Here is an 18,906-nt window from a genome sequence, read left to right on the forward strand (position 1 = left end):
TGTTAGGGCAACTTTTCATAGATTTTGCGTTATGTCGGTTGGCATAACGCTTCTCTCCTGATAAAACTGTGTATTATCTTTTTAAATAATCAACAAGAATGGTAAATGTTATGAGTAGCAGCCAAACACTGGTTGTTAAATTAGGGACAAGTGTACTTACTGGTGGTTCACGACGTCTGGATCAGTCTCATATTGTTGAGCTGGTTCGCCAATGCGCTAAACAACACGAAAAAGGTCACCGGATTATTATTGTTACTTCTGGTGCAATTGCAGCAGGGCGTGAATATTTGAATTATCCTGATTTACCCGCAACTATTGCTTCTAAGCAGTTGCTTGCCGCGGTAGGCCAAAGCGCATTAATTCAAGTATGGAAACAATTATTTGCCATCTATGGTATTCATATTGGTCAGATGTTGTTAACTCGAGCGGATATTGAAGATAGAGAACGCTTCCTGAATGCACGCGATACATTACATGCTTTATTAGATAATCGCATTATTCCCGTTATTAATGAAAACGATGCCGTTGCAACCGCAGAAATTAAAGTAGGCGATAACGATAATCTGTCTGCATTAGCCGCTATTTTAGGAAGTGCTGACAAACTGTTATTATTGACTGATATTGAAGGACTGTATACGGCTGATCCTCGTAGTAATCCTGAAGCAAAACTTATCCCAGAAGTCTTTGATATCAATGATGAATTACGTGAAATGGCGGGCGATAGCGTATCTGGCTTAGGTACGGGGGGCATGGCAACAAAATTACAAGCAGCTACTGTTGCTGGGCGCGCAGGTATTGATGTTGTCATTGCCGCCGGTGTACAACCTGAAGTTATTGCTAAAGTTATCAATAATGAACCTGTAGGAACGTTATTCCACGGATTAGAAAGCCCACTTGAAGCACGTAAAAGATGGATTTTTGGTGCACCAATTGCGGGTGTGATTATTGTTGATGAAGGGGCTGAAAAAGCAATTAAAGAAAAAGGTAGCTCCCTCTTACCAAAAGGCATTAAAGAGATAAAAGGCGATTTTTCTCGTGGATGTGTTATTCGCATTCAAAGTTTACAGGGTAAAGATCTCGCTCATGGTGTTGCCCATTATAATAGTGATGCACTGCGTTTAATTGCAGGACACCATTCACAAGAAATTAGTCAAATTTTAGGTTACGAGTATGGCAGTGTTGCTGTGCACCGTGACGATATGATTGTTAGCTAAGGAGCCTTCGATGTTAGAACAAATGGGTAAATCAGCAAGAGAAGCATCTTGGCATTTAGCTCAATTATCGACAGAGCAAAAAAATCGGGCATTACTGGTTATGGCTGATTTATTAGAGCAACAAGAAGCTTCAATTCTTGCAGCCAATGAAAAAGATATGCAAGCAGCTCGTGAAGCCAATATTAATGCTGCTATGCTTGACCGTTTATTACTGACTTCTGAACGTTTAAAAGCTATTGCTGATGATGTTCGACAAGTATGTCGCTTAGAAGATCCAGTGGGACAAGTTATTGATGGCCGTATGTTAGACAGCGGTTTACGTTTAGAACGTCGCCGTGTGCCACTAGGTGTTGTTGGTGTTATTTATGAAGCTCGCCCTAATGTCACGATTGATGTTGCTTCATTATGTTTAAAAACGGGCAATGCAGCCATTCTTCGTGGTGGTAAAGAGACACACCATACCAATCAAGCCGTGGTTGCCGTTATTCAACAAGCTTTAGAAAAATGTGGTATTCCTGCGGGGGCAATTCAGGCGATTGATAAACCTGATCGTGAGTTAGTCGCTAAAATGCTAAAAATGGATGAGTATATTGATATGCTTATTCCTCGTGGCGGAGCTGGATTACATAAATTATGTCGTGAACAATCAACGATCCCTGTTATCACTGGTGGGATTGGTGTTTGCCATACATTTGTTGATGAAAGTGCTGATTTAGAAAAAGCATTAACCGTTATTGTTAATGCTAAAGTACAACGGCCAAGTGCATGTAATTCATTAGAAACACTCTTAGTACATGAAAATATTGCTGATGTATTTTTACCACAGCTAAGTAATGCCATGGCTGCTCAAAAGGTCACTTTGCACTCAAGTGAAAAAGCATTAGCTGGGCTGAAAAAAGGTGGAGCAACTGTTGTTGATGTAAAAGATGCAGATTATTGTGATGAATGGTTATCACTTGATCTAAATGTAGAAGTGGTGGGTGGCTTAACTGAAGCTATTAGCCATATTCGCCGTTATGGCACAGCGCATTCGGATGCTATTTTAACGCAATCTATTTCTAATGCTGATCGTTTTGTTCGTCAAGTTGATTCTGCCGCAGTGTATGTCAATGCAAGTACACGTTTTACGGATGGCGGACAATTCGGCTTAGGTGCGGAAGTTGCTGTTAGTACGCAGAAATTACATGCCAGAGGCCCAATGGGATTAGATGCCTTAACGACCTACAAATGGATTGGTTACGGTGATAATACAATTCGTCGCTAATTATTGAGAATATTAAATAAGCCATACTTTTCTAAAGTGTGGCTTTATTTTTTTGTTACATCAGGTATGATGTTTACACTTTACAGCATGTAAATTTTTAATTACACCCTAATGGGGACACACTATGGAGATAGTGCATTTTATGGAAAGTACAATTTACCTTATCGGACCTCGAGGTGCAGGGAAAACAACAGTAGGTAAGGCACTTTCTCTCTCTTTAAATTATAGATTTATTGATACGGATTATTGGATAACCCAAAAATATCAACAAACTATATCTTCTATGGTGGAAGAGAAGGGTTGGGATTTCTTTCGTCAAATTGAGTCGGACGCTCTTATTCAAGTAAGCCAACCTAACCAAGTTATTTCAACTGGTGGGGGGATGGTTTTAGCAGATAAAAATCGTGCTTATATGAAAACCTCAGGTGTTACAATTTATTTACAGGCCTCGCTTGAAACATTAGTTGAACGCTTATCCCAAGATCCGAATGAAGCACAAAGACCTAGTTTGACAGGAAAAACATTAGTTTCAGAAATGCATGATGTTTTAATTAAGCGTGAACCTTTATACATGCAATGTGCAGATATTATTGTTGATGCTGGGTTATCTATTAATGAAATTATTACAGTAATTCTCGCAAAACTTGCCAAATAATTAGGAAGTCGTCTGATATAAAGGACAAAACAGAGGCCATCTATTTTATTTTCATCACATCCTATTTATAGTAAGGCTAATTATAGCAAAATGAGATATGGATATGATGTTAATAGCGTTTTTTAAAACACTATTTAAATTCTTATTTAGAATAAGAATTGAAGGACTTGTTAATCAGTTTTCCCAATATGAAAAATGTATAATTACACCAAATCATACTTCTTTTATTGACGGTATATTATTACGTTTATTCCTACCTATTAATCCTGTGTTTGCTGTTTATACCTCTGTGGCTTCTGCAAAAACGACAAGATGGTTAGGTCGTTATGCTGATATTGTGCCTTTAGATCCCGCAAACCCAATGGCGGTGCGTCAATTAGTAAAAGAAGTCGATAAAGGTCGTCCTGTGGTGATTTTTCCAGAAGGAAGGATCACAGTAACGAATGGATTAATGAAGATTTATGAAGGGGCTGCTTTTATTGCTGCTAAATCAGGCGCTAAAGTTGTTCCTGTTAGGATTGAAGGTGCTGAATTTAGCTACTTTTCACGAGTACGCAAAAGTCTGCGTGTGAAATCTCATTTCTTTCCTAAAATCACAATCAAGGTACTTCCAGCCGTTGATTTACCGATGCCAAAAGCAGAAAAATCAGCTGAGCGTCGTCGATTAGCTGGGGAAGCAATGCGTGATATCATGATGAATGCCATCATGGATACACGCCCTAAAATTACACTGTATGAGGCATTTTTACAGGCTATGTCTCAATATGGTCGATTTAGCCCGTTAATTTCAGATATCAATCTAAAAGAAGATTCTTACCAAGGATTGCTGAAAAAAACATTAGGGATCAGCCGACTAATTGAACGCTACACAGAGCCTAATGAACGCATTGGTTTGTTACTTCCAAATACAACAGTAACAGCAGCTGCATTATTAGGTGCAACAATGCGTCAACGTGTTGTTGCTATGCTTAATTACACTGCGGGTAGCTTAGGTGTACAAAATGCGATGAAAGCAGCTTCAATCAAAACCATTTTTACATCACGCCAATTTTTAGAAAAAGGGAATTTATTACATATTCCTGAACAAACCCCAGAAGCGAATTGGATTTACCTTGAAGATCTCAAAGATAGTGTGACGAGTGAAGATAAGCGTTGGGTCCTCAAACACCTTATTACGCCACATAAAGCGATGTTACCGCAAAAATCGACTGATGCTGCGGTTATTCTATTTACGTCAGGATCTGAAGGTACACCTAAAGGTGTTGTTCATAGTCATTCGAGTTTACTGGCTAACGTAGATCAAATTCGTGCTATTGCTGACTTTTCACCTAAAGATAAATTTATGTCAGCATTACCGTTATTCCATGCATTCGGCCTAACTGCTTGTCTATTAACGCCGATTTGCTTGGGTGCTCGTGTTTTTCTTTATCCAAGTCCATTACACTATCGTGTTGTGCCTGAATTAGTGTATGACCAAAATTGTACTGTGTTATTTGGTACATCAACCTTTCTAGGTAATTACGGAAAGTTTGCTCATCCTTACGATTTTGCCAGGGTTAGGTATGTGGTTGCTGGTGCTGAAAAACTATCAGAATCAACCCGTATTTTATGGCAAGAAAAGTTCGGTATCCGCATATTAGAAGGTTATGGTGTTACCGAGTGTGCGCCTGTTGTGTCAATTAACGTACCTATGAGCGCTAAAACACATACAGTAGGTCGTTTATTACCGGGTATGGAAGGCCGACTTATCCCAATGAATGGGATCGCGGAAGGGGGACGATTACAATTACGTGGCCCGAATGTAATGATGGGGTATTTACGCGTTGAATCACCAGAAAAACTAGAAATCCCTGTAGCTACAAATGCGGACGGTATTGACGAAGAAGGTTGGTACGATACTGGTGATATTGTTGCTATCGATAGCGAAGGCTTTTGTACTATTAAAGGACGGGTAAAACGTTTTGCTAAAATTGCTGGCGAGATGGTCTCTCTTGAAGGTGTCGAGCAGCTTGCACGTAAAGCATCCACTGGCGAGCATGCTGTTGTGACAATCAGTGATAAACGTAGAGGTGAATCATTGGTACTATTTACAACCGATAAGCAATTGGATCGTAGCGCGTTATCAACATTGGCTAAAGCTGAAGGTGTTGCTGAAATAGCCGTACCGAAGGATATTCGTTTTATCAAAGAAATTCCTGTTCTTGGGAGTGGGAAAACGGATTTTGTCTCATTGAAAAAACTAGCTGAACAGGAAAATAACTAATGTCAGAGAATATTAGCCAGCCTCCATTAATGAGTAGGGGAATGAAAGCAGTATTGTTATCGCAATTTCTTTCTGCTTTTGCTGATAACGCACTACTTTTTGCCATTTTAGCCCAGTTTAAATCGGCTCTTTACCCTGAATGGAGCCAACCTGTTTTACAAATGGTCTTTGTGCTGGCTTTTATTCTCTTAGCACCTTTCGTTGGGCAAGTTGCTGATCGTAACCCTAAAGGTAGGGTTATGCTCAGTGGTAATATCTTAAAATTCGTGGGTGCTTTTCTTATTTGTGTTGGCTCTGATCCATTCTTAGGTTACGCCTTAGTTGGAATTGGTGCTGCAGTTTATTCACCAGCCAAATATGGTATTTTAGGAGAATTAACCGATGGTGAACGCTTAGTAAAAGCAAATGGTTTAATGGAAGCATCAACCATAGCGGCTATTTTATTAGGTTCAGTAATTGGTGGTTTACTCTCTGATTGGAGTATTGTTTTTGCATTAGGTGTCTGTGCTGCAATGTACGCTTTTGCAGTTTTTGTTAACTTTGGTATACCTAAATTATCTGCTGCTCAAATAGGTCGAGGTTGGAACATAAAAAAAATGTTCGCTCAATTTATCGAGGCAACACGTACTTTATGGGCAGATAAGGAAAGTCGCTTTTCTTTAGTAGGAACAAGTATGTTTTGGGGCGCCGGGGTAACTTTGCGTTTTCTGCTTGTTCAATGGGTGCCTATTGCATTGGGCATGACTGACAACACCACTCCAACGATATTAAATGCAATGGTGGCTATTGGCATTGTTGTAGGGGCTGGATTAGCCGCTAAATTTGTGACACTGAAAACAGTACGTCGCTGTATGCCAGCAGGCATTTTAATTGGTCTTGGGGTAGTTTATTTTTCACTGCAAACCTCAATTATTCCATCCTATCTAATTCTTATCGTTATTGGTGTTTTTGGTGGCTTCTTTGTGGTGCCATTAAATGCGCTATTACAAGATAAAGGCAAACACAGTGTGGGAGCTGGTAATGCTATCGCAGTACAAAACTTAGGTGAAAATACAGCGATGCTATTAATGTTAGGCTTGTTCTCACTAGTCACTAGCATTGGTATTTCTGTTGTTGCCATCGGAATTGGTTTTGGTGCCATCTTTGCACTCGCAATTGGTGGTCTATGGTTATGGGACTGCACCAGAAAGAAATCTTAAACAGTAGAATTTAGAATAGAGGTTAGATGAGCCTTAATGATAAATTACGATGAAATGACTCGCCTAAGTATTGAGGTGGGTAAAGCGTTAATTGAAAAGAAGAGCACGATAACAACGGCAGAGTCTTGCACTGGTGGATGGATTGCAAAAATCATCACGGATATTGCAGGAAGTTCTGATTATTATCACCGTGGCTTTGTGACCTACAGTAACGAAGCAAAGCATGAAATGATAGGCGTTGATGAACAAACCTTGGTTAAATACGGCGCTGTTAGCGAAGAAGTTGTTCTTCAAATGGCAAAAGGCGCACTTAGTGCTGCAAATGCAGATTTTGCTGTTTCAGTTAGCGGTATTGCTGGTCCTGGTGGAGGCAGTAAAGAAAAACCAGTGGGGTTAGTTTGGTTTGGCTTTGCTGTTAAAACAACAACAGGTGTTCAGGTAACAGCAAAACACTGTATATTCAGTGGTTCACGAGAGCAAGTAAGAGCGGAATCTGTTATTTTTTCTTTAAAATCAATACTTAGAGAAATTATAAATAATTAACTTGATACTGTATGATTATACAGTATAATAAATTTCAACAAGCAAAATCATACACGTTTTAATGGTAGTGACCCATCCTTATGCTTCACTGCCCAGAGGGAGATAACATGGCTATTGATGAAAACAAACAAAAAGCATTGGCCGCAGCACTTGGTCAAATTGAAAAGCAATTTGGTAAAGGGTCTATCATGCGTCTGGGCGAAGATCGTTCCATGAACGTTGAAACCATCTCTACAGGTTCTTTATCATTAGACGTTGCTTTAGGTGCTGGTGGTTTACCACGTGGTCGTATTGTTGAAATCTATGGCCCAGAATCTTCAGGTAAAACAACTTTAACACTACAAGTTATCGCTTCAGCTCAACGTGAAGGTAAAATATGTGCGTTTATCGATGCTGAGCACGCATTAGATCCAATTTATGCAAAAAAATTAGGCGTAGATATTGATAATCTGCTGTGTTCTCAGCCTGATACCGGTGAGCAAGCCTTAGAAATTTGTGATGCATTATCTCGCTCTGGTGCTGTTGATGTTATCGTTGTTGACTCAGTTGCTGCGTTAACGCCAAAAGCTGAAATTGAAGGTGAAATCGGTGATTCTCACGTAGGTCTTGCTGCTCGTATGATGAGCCAAGCTATGCGCAAATTAGCGGGTAACTTGAAAAACTCAAATACATTACTTATTTTCATCAACCAAATTCGTATGAAAATCGGTGTTATGTTTGGTAACCCAGAAACCACAACTGGTGGTAATGCGCTTAAGTTCTACGCATCTGTGCGTTTAGATATTCGTCGTATCGGTTCTGTTAAAAACGGCGATGAAGTTGTGGGTAGTGAAACCCGCGTTAAAGTCGTAAAAAATAAGATTGCAGCACCATTTAAACAAGCCGAATTCCAAATAATGTATGGCGAAGGTATTAATACTTTTGGTGAGCTTATCGATTTAGGTGTTAAACATAAATTGGTAGAAAAAGCTGGTGCATGGTACAGCTATAATGGTGAGAAGATTGGTCAAGGTAAAGCCAATGCAACAACTTACCTAAAAGAGCATCCAGAAATGTACGATGATTTAAATACCAAACTACGTGAAATGTTATTAAACCACGCAGGTGAGTTTACAAGCGCAGCTGATTTCACGAATGAAGGTGATGCGGCCGATCTCGGAGAGGCGGAAGAATAATCTCTTAGCTTGTGATAAAACAACTAACTGATTCCATATTTAGACAAATTATTATCATTATAATGATAAATGGTTAGTCAATTAATGTGATTTAACTCACTTAAAAAAGGAAGCTCTAAAAAAGCTTCCTTTTTGTTGTATGCAGTATTATTTATCCAATTTAGGGTTCATATCGAGTTTATTCTATTTTCTATCCATCAAAATCAGCCTTTAACACTATTTTATTTGATATAACGATATTTTTTACTAACTATTTTTTATAGTTGTATGAAAGTTTATATAGTGAAGTTTTGATGATATATTCTCATAAATTACAAATCTAAATAAGAATTATTACTACTATCTGGTTGAACCAGATAGTAAATAATTGACATATAGTGATAAATACCTTCAAGATATTTGAATCTAATTTAGATAGTATTTTAGAGATTATTTAGTGATGAGATAGGTTTTGTACTGAGAAACACTTTTATTTTAGCAAGTTATCGTGAGTTTATTATTTGTTTTAAGTGATAATGCTTATGTGTTTATTATTGATTGCTATAAGAAAAAGAAATTATTTAAGAAAAAAACACATATAGTATGTGATGAGATAAAAAACTAATAATAACAAATAGTTTTTAATAATTACAAAATGAAAATACTTTAAACTACTTACATTTCTTAGAATAATCTCTCTTAAATAGAGAAAAGTCCCATTCTCAGATAACAATCCCACTTTCAGAAAAAAACTAGACGATTTACAATGTCAACACGAATAAGTTTATCGGGGGTTTTACTTCTGACAGAAGAAATTCTATCTTATCCCTACTTATGTATTCGTTGGCTAAGTAGAGGTAACAATAAACCTCCTCTAACTAGATTTCTAATTTCTGTTTTTCCAGCTTGATTTCGGGATAATTATGAGCAAAAGCACCGCTGAGATCCGTCAGGCGTTTCTCGACTTTTTTCATACTAAAGGACATCAAATAGTACCTAGCAGTTCTTTGGTTCCAAATAACGATCCAACATTGCTGTTTACAAACGCAGGGATGAACCAATTCAAAGATGTATTTCTTGGATTGGACAATAGACCTTATTCCCGAGCGACAACTGCACAACGTTGTGTGCGTGCAGGTGGTAAACATAACGATTTAGAAAATGTGGGTTATACTGCTCGTCACCATACTTTTTTTGAAATGCTAGGTAATTTCAGTTTTGGTGACTATTTCAAACATGACGCAATCAATTTTGCTTGGGAATTATTAACCAGCAAAGAGTGGTTTAACTTACCTAAAGAAAGACTTTGGGTAACGGTATATGCCACAGATGATGAAGCTTATGATATTTGGAATAAAGAAATTGGTATTCCTGCCGAAAGAATAATCCGCATTGGTGATAATAAAGGCGCACCATTTGCATCAGATAACTTCTGGCAAATGGGTGACACTGGCCCTTGTGGACCTTGTACCGAAATATTTTATGATCATGGTGACCACATTTGGGGCGGACCTCCAGGATCACCAGAAGAAGACGGCGATCGCTATATTGAGATCTGGAACATCGTTTTCATGCAATTTAATCGTCAGTCAGATGGCACTATGGACCCACTGCCGAAACCATCTGTTGATACGGGAATGGGGTTAGAGCGTATTACCGCTGTTTTACAACATGTAAACTCTAACTATGACATTGATTTATTCCGTTCTTTAATTAAATCTGTTGCACAAGTGACTAATGCAACGGATTTAGAAAATAAATCATTACGCGTTATTGCCGATCATATTCGTTCTTGTTCATTCCTTATTTGCGATGGCGTTATCCCTTCTAATGAAGGCCGTGGCTATGTTCTGCGTCGTATTATTCGTCGAGCAGTACGTCATGGTTATATGCTTGGTGCCAAAGATACCTTCTTCTATAAATTAGTCGCTCCATTAATTGAAGTGATGGCTGAAGCAGGTGAAGAATTAAAACGCCAACAAGCTATCGTTGAAAAAGTATTAAAAACGGAAGAAGAGCAGTTTGCTCGTACATTAGAACGTGGTCTTCAACTATTAGATGAAGAGCTTGCTCAATTAAAAGATGACGTTCTTCCGGGTGAAACCGCTTTCCGCCTTTATGATACATATGGTTTCCCTCTTGATTTAACTGCTGATGTTTGTCGTGAAAGAAATATCAAAGTTGATGAGAAAGGCTTTGAAGTCGCGATGGAAGAGCAACGTAAACGAGCTCGTGAATCCAGCGGTTTCGGTACTGACTATAATAGTCTTATTAAAGTTGATAGTCGCAGTGATTTCTCTGGTTATGATCATAATGAACAGCAGGGTACAATTACTGCCATTTTCCATAACGGACAATCAGTCACTGAATTAAAAGCAGGCGAAGAAGGGATTATCTTCTTAAATAAAACGGCATTCTATGCCGAGTCTGGTGGACAGGTTGGCGATAAAGGTGTTCTGATAGGCAAAGATAGTCAGTTTGAAGTCACAGATACGCAAAAATACGGTAAAGCGATTGGCCATATTGGTAAAGTTAACGTAGGGTCATTTATTGTTAACCATAAAATCAATGCTAACATTGATATTGCTCGCCGTGATGCCATTCGCTTAAATCACTCTGCGACTCACTTATTACATGCTGCATTACGCCAAGTACTGGGTACGCATGTTACGCAAAAAGGTTCTTTGGTTAACGATAAATACCTGCGTTTTGACTTCTCTCATTTTGAAGCAGTTAAACCAGAACAATTGCGCGAAATCGAAGACATTGTAAACGCACAAATCCGTCTTAACTCACCCGTTGTCACTGAGTTAATGGATCTTGAAGACGCTAAAGAGAAAGGTGCTATGGCACTGTTTGGTGAGAAATACGATGAACGTGTTCGTGTTTTAACCATGGGTGATTTTTCTACTGAGCTTTGCGGTGGTACTCACGCTTCTAGAACGGGTGATATTGGTTTGTTCCGTATTATCAGTGAGTCAGGCACTGCTGCTGGTATTCGTCGTATTGAGGCAATTACAGGTATTACAGCAATTGAGAGTGTTCATGAGCAATCAGACCTTATCTCTCTTGTTGCACAAGTTCTAAAAAGTGACGGTACAAACTTGGTTGAAAGAATTAAGACAGTCCAAGAAAAATACCGCTTATTAGAAAAAGAACTCCAACAACTAAAAGATCAGCAAGCTGCCCAAGAAAGTTCTTCTTTAGGTGGACAAGCTAAAAACGTGAAAGGTATCAAACTTTTAGTTCGTGAGCTTAATGGTGTTGAGCCAAAAATGTTAAGAACGATGGTTGACGATTTAAAAAATCAATTGGGTTCAGCAATTATTGTGCTTTCTACTATTTCTGATGGTAAAGTGAGCTTAATTGTTGGGGTCACTAAAGATTTGACTGCTAAAGTTAAAGCAGGTGAGTTAATTAGTTTTGTAGCACAGCAAATCGGCGGTAAAGGTGGCGGTCGCCCTGATATGGCTCAAGCTGGTGGTACTGATATTGATGCTTTACCTGTGGCTTTGGCAAGTGTTGACGAGTGGGTTGAATCGCATCTGTAAGCGATAATAACCTGAAAAAAGGCGTTATTCCTTACTTATAGGGATAACGCCTTATAGAGATATTGATGATCCGTTAAATAATCAGTCACTAAATTTATATTTTGTTATGAAGTATGAGTTACTTGTGATAAATAATGATTATACGAATTGACAATGTATGATGGATAATGGCCGGGAAATTCTAGAGACCCGACTCTTGTAAATTTTCAAGGAGCAAAGAATGCTTATTCTAACTCGTCGAGTTGGTGAAACGCTTATGATAGGCGATGATGTAACCGTAACCGTTTTAGGGGTTAAAGGTAATCAGGTACGGATTGGCGTAAATGCACCCAAAGAAGTATCTGTCCATCGTGAAGAGATCTATCAACGAATTCAGGCCGAGAAAACTCAGCCTACCGATAACTACTAAACAAATTCCCATTTTTAGTTAGTTACAATTCATTCGTAAGCGTCCACACTTTTGCCGGGTCTGGGCGCTTTTCTCTTTCTAAGACTTTTTATTCCCTTTTTGGTTCCTATCTTCACTCTCCTTGAGTTGCATTTATTATTACACTATCCGTTTATTCTGATTGACAGAATTGAAACTCTTTTTACCTCTAATCATTCGCTTCACAATTATTTGTTTTGAGAATAAATATATTTGTTATGAGAATAAAATACTTGAATGATTTTTCATCAGAGATATCATTGTGTTTAGGACTTTTTTAGCCAATCTTGCTGATAAACGCATCAGTTTGTTTGTGAAGTGTTCAAACAAACATATATTCGTAAAAAGTTGAGAAAAATTGTTTGACTTCTTAGGCTGAGAAAGTAATATGTGCGCCACACAGAGACGAGATGTTCAGTAAGAACTTCTTCGAGTGGTTCTAAATATGGTGAGATGGCCGAGAGGCTGAAGGCGCTCCCCTGCTAAGGGAGTATGCGGTCAAAAGCTGCATCGAGGGTTCGAATCCCTCTCTCACCGCCATTTAGATTGCATCCTTAGCTCAGCTGGATAGAGTACTCGGCTACGAACCGAGCGGTCGGAGGTTCGAATCCTCCAGGATGCACCAATTCCAACCCCATGATTAATGTATGGGGTTTTTATTTTGGTGCAAATGGTGAATAATTTGCATTAAAAGAGTAAAGTATAAAAACGGCGCATCCTTAGCTCAGCTGGATAGAGTACTCGGCTACGAACCGAGCGGTCGGAGGTTCGAATCCTCCAGGATGCACCATCTCATTACTCATTATTGCCAATTGCAATATGAGCAGCTAGAAAGATTACTACGACGCATCCTTAGCTCAGCTGGATAGAGTACTCGGCTACGAACCGAGCGGTCGGAGGTTCGAATCCTCCAGGATGCACCATCTTTTATCAGATATCGTATAAATTATTTCTAGAATAATTCGTTAGACCTGCATCCTTAGCTCAGCTGGATAGAGTACTCGGCTACGAACCGAGCGGTCGGAGGTTCGAATCCTCCAGGATGCACCATCTTTTAAGCCTCGCAATAGCGAGGCTTTTTGCTTTCTATAATTCGCTTATTTCTTATGATGTTAATCTTTTGTTTAGCATCAACTAACAATGCTAACATCATCTAATCAGCGACAATTTAGTGACTTTACGATAAAGTAACTCCTATCTATTTACTTACATTAATCAACGCGGGAGGTCACCTTTGATCCCGGACGTATCCAAAGCGCTTTCTTGGCTGGAAGCACACCCTAAAGTTTTATGTGGCATCCATCGTGGTATTGAGCGCGAAACCTTAAGAGTAACGCCAGAAGGCAATTTAGCATCAACAGAACACCCTATTTCATTGGGTAAATCATTAACTCATAAATGGATCACAACGGATTTCGCTGAGTCTCTGTTAGAGTTTATTACGCCTGTTGATGACAATATTTCACATACCTTGCATTTTTTAGGCGATTTACATCGCTATACGGCACGTCACTTAGACAATGAACGTATGTGGCCTATGAGTATGCCTTGCTTTATTGAAGCGGAAGATAAGATTACGCTTGCTCAATTTGGCACATCCAATGTAGGGCGTTTTAAAACGTTATATCGTGAAGGCTTGAAAAATCGTTATGGTGCTTTAATGCAAACCATTTCAGGTGTGCATTATAACTTTTCATTACCTATTGAATTTTGGCAAGCATGGGCGAATGTAAAAGATGAGGAGAGTGGTAAAGAAGCGATTTCAGACGGTTATCTGCGTTTGATCCGTAACTATTATCGCTTTGGTTGGGTTATTCCATTCTTTTTTGGTGCATCGCCAGCAATTTGTGGATCTTTCTTGAAGGGAAGAGAGACAAACTTACCATTTGAAAGTACGCCAAAAGGTGCGAAATATTTACCTTATGCAACGTCATTACGTTTAAGTGACTTGGGATATACCAATAAATCACAAAGTGATTTAGATATTACCTTTAATCACCTTGGAACCTACGTTAAAGGGCTGAAAAAAGCGATTCATAAACCATCTGACGAATTTGCTAAACTGGGTGTTAAGAATAAAGATGGTGAGTACATTCAATTAAACACCAATGTACTGCAGATTGAAAATGAGCTTTATGCACCTATTCGTCCTAAGCGTGTCGTTAAAGGGGATGAATCGCCTTCTGATGCTTTATTACGTGGTGGTATTGAATATATTGAAGTTCGCTCACTCGATATCAACCCATTTACGCCAATTGGTGTCGATGAAACACAAATTCGTTTCCTTGATTTATTCTTAATTTGGTGTGTTTTAGCTGATGCTCCTGAAATGAGTGCTTCTGAATTAGCGTGTTGTCGTGCAAATTGGAATAACGTTATTCTAGAAGGGCGTAAGCCTGGTCAAGTTATTGGAATGGGTTGTGGTGAAAGAAAAGAACCATTAGCACAAGTAGGTAAAGCGTTATTTGCGGATTTAAAACGTGTGGCAAATGTTCTTGATTGTTGTTCTGGCACAAAATACATGGAAGTTTGTGTTAAGTTAGAAGAAATGTTTGATAATCCAGAGCTAACCTTCTCTGGTAGACTGTTAGAGAAAATCAAAACACAAGGCATTGGCAGTTATGGTTTATCTTTAGCGGAAGAATATTACCAAGAATTAATTAAAACACCTTATGAAACGTTGACTGATGAAGCTTTTGATCATGAGAGAATTTCATCCATAAAACGTCAAGAAGAGTTAGAAAAGAGTGATACCATTTCTTTTGATGAGTATTTGAAGATCCATGCAGGGGCAAATGCCGATAACGTGGCTTCCTAAACTTAGATAGAAAAAAGCCACACTAAGATTTGTGTGGCTGAAAAATTCTATAGAGAAATAGGGATGATAACATTTTGCGCGTATTCATTACTAAGACCGAGCTACTTGCAGAAAGTTTCATTTTTTCTTAAAAATATTTAAATTTTTCTTAGGAGGTTTTTTATGCCTTTATTGGATAGCTTTACTGTTGACCATACACGTATGTCTGCACCAGCTGTACGCGTTGCTAAAACAATGAAAACGCCATCTGGTGATACCATCACGGTATTTGATTTGCGTTTTACTGTGCCAAATAAAAAAGCCATGCCTGAGAAAGGAATTCACACATTAGAGCATTTGTTCGCAGGCTTCATGCGTAACCATCTTAATGGTAATGGTGTTGAGATTATTGATATCTCGCCAATGGGATGCCGTACCGGATTCTATATGAGCTTAATTGGGCAACCAGAAGAACAGCGAGTTGCTAATGCATGGAAAGCAGCAATGGAAGATGTTTTGAAAGTAAAAGATCAAAATCATATCCCTGAGTTAAATGTGTATCAATGCGGCACTTATGAAATGCATTCTCTGACTGAAGCGCAAGATATTGCACGAGACATTTTAGCTCATAATATTGGTATTAATCATAACGACGAATTAGCACTTCCTGAAGAGACATTAAAAGAGCTACATATCTAGATTTAGCTACTTTATAAAACTAGGGGACAATAGATCAAGAAATTCGCATCCTGATTTATTGTCTCTTTTTATTCTAATATCCTTCCTCTTTTTCTTTTCGTTATCCCATTGTTTTATTTTCTTATCTTCTTATATTGTTATCACAATAATGGATTAAATTTATGCTTAATACACGGAGTACACTTTTGTTATGGAAAATCACCAATTCTTATCACCTAAATTGGTTTTAGAGTTTTTTGTTCGAGAATTTTATTTTTTTGGTAAAAGTACGTTGCGTACTCAATTTCCTAAAGATGTTTTTTTCTATCAGGGCCTCTCTAAAGCACAAGAATATCGTTATTTTGAGCGTGTACATAAACAGTATGTTAGGCGGTTTCACTCTGAGCCTGAGCTCATTATCAAGCCTGAACATTTGTTATTTTCCTCAGAAATAGAGACTCAACAATTTGAAAAAATAACTAAAGCTGAAACTAATACGATAATCAAAATCGGTGGGGATTATCTCTACAAAGAAAAAGAAGATGAAGAATATCATTGGTATTTTCAGGAGGATAGAATTAAAACCAATAGTTATTCTGGTGAAAGTTTAGATTTAAAATATGAAAATATTCAGACTTTAGCACCTCATAATTTCAATATTGAATCAGTAAAAGATGATGGCTCTATCATTACTAATTTTCCACGCAAGTCTCTTTCTCTTACTTTAAGCAAAGGCGAAACAGCGTGTTTTATTTGCCGACGAGAAGAGTACGGTTATTCTTATTCTCATGAGCCTGCACTTAATTTAGTGATGTGGATAAAGAATCATGGTTTTTATTCTGATTATCAACAAGTAAGATCCACTCAACTTAAGACAGAACAAGTGATAGATCCTTTCTATTTGAAACCTGCGAGAGAATTTGATTTTCGTAATAGTAAATTACGATTTGAACTCGGATAAACAGCAAAAATAAAGCGCTTAAATAAGCGCTTTATTTTGTATTCGTTAAAGATGAGGTAGCACGTGATGGCGAATTAAAGCCTTTTTGATGACGTTGTCTTGAACATCAAGTATTTCAAATTCATAATCACTGACTTTTATCTTATTACCGACAACGGGTAAATCGCCAAGCTCTTCAATAATGACGCCATTAATAGTTCTGGCTTCATCTTCAGGTAAATGCCAACCAAATGCTTTATTGATATCTCGAATATTTGTTGTACCGTCAACGAGCAATGAACCATCTTTTTGAGGGATAACTTCTTCTGCTAATGAAGGTGACATTGAGGTGGTAAAGTCACCCACAATTTCTTCTAGAATATCTTCAACGGTGACTAAACCTTGAATTTCACCGTATTCATCAACCACAATACCCGCTTTTTCATTATTCCGCTGAAAATTGACAAGCTGTAAATTTAAAGGTGTGCTTTCAGGAATAAAATAGACTTTATCTGCCGCTTTTATCAAAATTTGTTTGGTGAATTCTTTTTTCTCAGTCATTAAGCGATAGGCTTCTCGTACTCGTAGCATACCAATGGCATCATCAAGTGTATCGCGATAAAGCACTATTCGACCATGAGGAGAATGGGTTAACTGTCTTACGATGGATTTCCATTCATCATTGACATCAATACCAAAAATCTCATTTCTTGGTACCATAATATCGCCAATAGTCACTTTTTCTAAATCAAGAATAGAAAGCAACATATTTTGATTTCTTTGGGAAAGCTTTGATTTTGACTCATTTACAATTGTTCGTAGCTCTTCTTTTGAAACAGCATTACCTTGTATTATTGGCGATTTGATCCCTAAAATTCGCATCAGTATTAATGTGATTTTATTAAAAAACCAAACAATAGGTAGCATCAGTTTTTGCAAAGGAGAGAGAATAACACTACTTGGATAGGCTATCCGTTCTGGATACAGTGCTGCGATTGATTTTGGTAATACTTCAGCAAAAATAAGGATCACAAAAGTTAATATACCTGTGGCTATAGCAACACCAGCATTACCATATAAACGCATACCCACAATTGTCGCTAATGCAGATGCGACGATATTAATCAGATTATTGCCAATCAATACCAAACTGATCAATCTGTCCGGACGTTGTAATAGTTTTTCAACACGTTTTGCAGAGCGATTTCCTTGTTTTGCCGCATGACGAAGACGATAACGATTAATCGTCATCATGCTGGTTTCTGTTCCAGAAAAATAAGCTGAGGCAATAATCATCGCTATTAGTATGATAATGAGCGTAGTTGTCGACACATGCTCCAAAATTGAGATCCTTTTGCTACCCTAAAATAAAAATTAATTAAGCACTAACTCTTGTAATAAACGATTACCAAAAAAAGCTAATGTCAAAATAATGGCGCCAATCAAGTTAAAAACAATGACTTTTTTTCCTCTCCACCCTTCGCGGAAATGTCCCCATAATAAAATGACGTAAACAAACCAAGCGATGATAGAAAAAATCGATTTATGGATATTTTCTTTACCAAAAATATTATCCATATACACCAAACCTGTACACAATGTTAGTGTTAGTAACACAACACCCACCTGTGTAATGTGAAACATTTTTCGCTCAATTGTCATTAATGGTGGCATTTGAGGTGAAAATTTTAGTTTCTTATTCTTTAGTTGATAGTCTAGCCAACTCAGTTGTAATGCATATAACGCTGCAATCAATAATGTGGCATAACTTAATAATGCAAGCCCAATATGAATAAAGAGTGATGTGCTACTTTCAAGATGTGTAACAAATTCACCCGGCATGAGTGCCGCAATGACAAGATTGACTATTGCAAAACAATAAACAATAGGCAGTAAAAACCATGCTCGGCCACGAGAAGCCACAATCGTCATAATAACGCAGACCATCAGGCTTACAACGGCACCTAGATTGGTGAGTGAAAGATCCTGCCCGCTGTGAGGACGGAAAATTAAAAATTTTAATGAAATAGCATGCGCAACAAGCGCAATAACCGCGAAGAGGAGTGCTAATCCACGGTATCCATTCTGCTCTTTTCGTAACAGGCCCGGTAAAATGAGCACCAGACTGAGTAAATAAGCGCAGACAGCGACGATAGAGATTGATATAACGGGCATAGTTTCGCTTACATATATTGTTTGAATAACTTCCTAGTATAGCGCT

14 protein-coding genes and 5 tRNA genes are annotated in these 18,906 nt (G+C 38.1%); 17 read left to right on the top strand and 2 right to left on the bottom strand.

Annotation, left to right across the window (positions count from 1 at the left end; translation table 11 throughout):
* Nucleotides 1-110 precede the first annotated feature (110 nt).
* From proB to DK866_RS14480, 17 genes are all read left to right on the top strand, one after another.
* Entirely contained in the window at nucleotides 111-1,214 is a 1,104-nt protein-coding gene (gene proB, locus DK866_RS14400) for a glutamate 5-kinase (protein ID WP_072070889.1), read from the top strand.
* 10 nt (nucleotides 1,215-1,224) lie between these two features.
* The gene (locus DK866_RS14405; RefSeq protein ID WP_109409458.1) at nucleotides 1,225-2,478 is read left to right on the top strand and encodes a glutamate-5-semialdehyde dehydrogenase; all 1,254 of its coding nucleotides are present in this window, start codon (nucleotides 1,225-1,227) and stop codon (nucleotides 2,476-2,478) included.
* Nucleotides 2,479-2,620: 142 nt separating this feature from the next.
* Nucleotides 2,621-3,133, top strand: a complete 513-nt coding sequence (gene aroL, locus DK866_RS14410; protein ID WP_109409459.1) for a shikimate kinase AroL — start codon at nucleotides 2,621-2,623, stop codon at nucleotides 3,131-3,133.
* Nucleotides 3,134-3,236: 103 nt separating this feature from the next.
* A complete protein-coding gene (aas, locus tag DK866_RS14415; protein WP_109409460.1) occupies nucleotides 3,237-5,396 on the top strand; it encodes a bifunctional acyl-ACP--phospholipid O-acyltransferase/long-chain-fatty-acid--ACP ligase in 2,160 nt (719 codons plus the stop codon).
* Nucleotides 5,396-6,595: a lysophospholipid transporter LplT gene (lplT, locus tag DK866_RS14420; protein WP_109409461.1), complete on the top strand. Its 1,200-nt coding sequence runs from the start codon at nucleotides 5,396-5,398 to the stop codon at nucleotides 6,593-6,595. The genes aas and lplT overlap by 1 nt, the downstream gene beginning before the upstream one ends.
* 36 nt (nucleotides 6,596-6,631) lie before the next feature.
* Nucleotides 6,632-7,138: a nicotinamide-nucleotide amidase gene (gene pncC / locus DK866_RS14425; protein ID WP_109409462.1), complete on the top strand. Its 507-nt coding sequence runs from the start codon at nucleotides 6,632-6,634 to the stop codon at nucleotides 7,136-7,138.
* Between the two features lie 107 nt (nucleotides 7,139-7,245).
* Nucleotides 7,246-8,313 (top strand): recombinase RecA, encoded by a 1,068-nt coding sequence (gene recA / locus DK866_RS14430; RefSeq protein WP_109409463.1) that lies wholly within the window; start codon nucleotides 7,246-7,248, stop codon nucleotides 8,311-8,313.
* Nucleotides 8,314-9,215: 902 nt separating this feature from the next.
* Complete coding sequence (gene alaS / locus DK866_RS14435; RefSeq protein WP_109409464.1) at nucleotides 9,216-11,843, top strand: alanine--tRNA ligase; 2,628 nt, start codon at nucleotides 9,216-9,218, stop codon at nucleotides 11,841-11,843.
* A 220-nt stretch (nucleotides 11,844-12,063) separates the two neighbouring features.
* Nucleotides 12,064-12,252, top strand: a complete 189-nt coding sequence (csrA, locus tag DK866_RS14440; RefSeq protein WP_004244778.1) for a carbon storage regulator CsrA — start codon at nucleotides 12,064-12,066, stop codon at nucleotides 12,250-12,252.
* A 465-nt stretch (nucleotides 12,253-12,717) separates the two neighbouring features.
* A tRNA-Ser gene (locus DK866_RS14445) sits at nucleotides 12,718-12,810 on the top strand.
* A gap of 8 nt (nucleotides 12,811-12,818) precedes the next feature.
* A tRNA-Arg gene (locus DK866_RS14450) sits at nucleotides 12,819-12,895 on the top strand.
* 88 nt (nucleotides 12,896-12,983) lie between these two features.
* A tRNA-Arg gene (locus DK866_RS14455) sits at nucleotides 12,984-13,060 on the top strand.
* A 56-nt stretch (nucleotides 13,061-13,116) separates the two neighbouring features.
* A tRNA-Arg gene (locus DK866_RS14460) sits at nucleotides 13,117-13,193 on the top strand.
* A gap of 50 nt (nucleotides 13,194-13,243) precedes the next feature.
* Nucleotides 13,244-13,320 (top strand) — tRNA-Arg (locus DK866_RS14465).
* Nucleotides 13,321-13,504: 184 nt separating this feature from the next.
* A complete protein-coding gene (gshA, locus tag DK866_RS14470) occupies nucleotides 13,505-15,088 on the top strand; it encodes a glutamate--cysteine ligase (RefSeq protein WP_109409465.1) in 1,584 nt (527 codons plus the stop codon).
* A gap of 162 nt (nucleotides 15,089-15,250) precedes the next feature.
* Nucleotides 15,251-15,766 (top strand): S-ribosylhomocysteine lyase, encoded by a 516-nt coding sequence (gene luxS, locus DK866_RS14475; RefSeq protein WP_109409466.1) that lies wholly within the window; start codon nucleotides 15,251-15,253, stop codon nucleotides 15,764-15,766.
* A gap of 190 nt (nucleotides 15,767-15,956) precedes the next feature.
* On the top strand, nucleotides 15,957-16,706 hold the full coding sequence (locus tag DK866_RS14480; protein WP_109409467.1) for a hypothetical protein: 750 nt from the start codon (nucleotides 15,957-15,959) through the stop codon (nucleotides 16,704-16,706).
* 45 nt (nucleotides 16,707-16,751) lie between these two features.
* Here DK866_RS14480 and DK866_RS14485 read toward each other — a convergent pair whose 3' ends face one another.
* Together DK866_RS14485 and DK866_RS14490 are read right to left on the bottom strand one after the other, a co-directional pair.
* Entirely contained in the window at nucleotides 16,752-18,026 is a 1,275-nt protein-coding gene (locus DK866_RS14485) for a CNNM domain-containing protein (RefSeq protein ID WP_109409468.1), read from the bottom strand.
* Between the two features lie 33 nt (nucleotides 18,027-18,059).
* A complete protein-coding gene (locus DK866_RS14490; protein WP_109409469.1) occupies nucleotides 18,060-18,860 on the bottom strand; it encodes a cytochrome C assembly family protein in 801 nt (266 codons plus the stop codon).
* Nucleotides 18,861-18,906 lie beyond the last annotated feature (46 nt).

It is taken from the genome of Proteus genomosp. 4 str. ATCC 51469 (assembly GCF_003144375.1).
Taxonomy (GTDB): Bacteria; Pseudomonadota; Gammaproteobacteria; order Enterobacterales; family Enterobacteriaceae; genus Proteus.

Bases quoted from the DNA above. Each gene is read 5' to 3' on its own strand.
- proB (WP_072070889.1), top strand. From the start codon at position 111: ATGAGTAGCAGCCAAACACTGGTTGTTAAATTAGGGACAAGTGTACTT.
- luxS (WP_109409466.1), top strand. From the start codon at position 15,251: ATGCCTTTATTGGATAGCTTTACTGTTGACCATACACGTATGTCTGCA.
- aas (WP_109409460.1), top strand. From the start codon at position 3,237: ATGATGTTAATAGCGTTTTTTAAAACACTATTTAAATTCTTATTTAGA.
- alaS (WP_109409464.1), top strand. From the start codon at position 9,216: ATGAGCAAAAGCACCGCTGAGATCCGTCAGGCGTTTCTCGACTTTTTT.
- pncC (WP_109409462.1), top strand. From the start codon at position 6,632: ATGATAAATTACGATGAAATGACTCGCCTAAGTATTGAGGTGGGTAAA.
- csrA (WP_004244778.1), top strand. From the start codon at position 12,064: ATGCTTATTCTAACTCGTCGAGTTGGTGAAACGCTTATGATAGGCGAT.
- aroL (WP_109409459.1), top strand. From the start codon at position 2,621: ATGGAAAGTACAATTTACCTTATCGGACCTCGAGGTGCAGGGAAAACA.
- lplT (WP_109409461.1), top strand. From the start codon at position 5,396: ATGTCAGAGAATATTAGCCAGCCTCCATTAATGAGTAGGGGAATGAAA.
- DK866_RS14490 (WP_109409469.1), bottom strand. From the start codon at position 18,860: ATGCCCGTTATATCAATCTCTATCGTCGCTGTCTGCGCTTATTTACTC.
- DK866_RS14480 (WP_109409467.1), top strand. From the start codon at position 15,957: ATGGAAAATCACCAATTCTTATCACCTAAATTGGTTTTAGAGTTTTTT.
- recA (WP_109409463.1), top strand. From the start codon at position 7,246: ATGGCTATTGATGAAAACAAACAAAAAGCATTGGCCGCAGCACTTGGT.
- DK866_RS14405 (WP_109409458.1), top strand. From the start codon at position 1,225: ATGTTAGAACAAATGGGTAAATCAGCAAGAGAAGCATCTTGGCATTTA.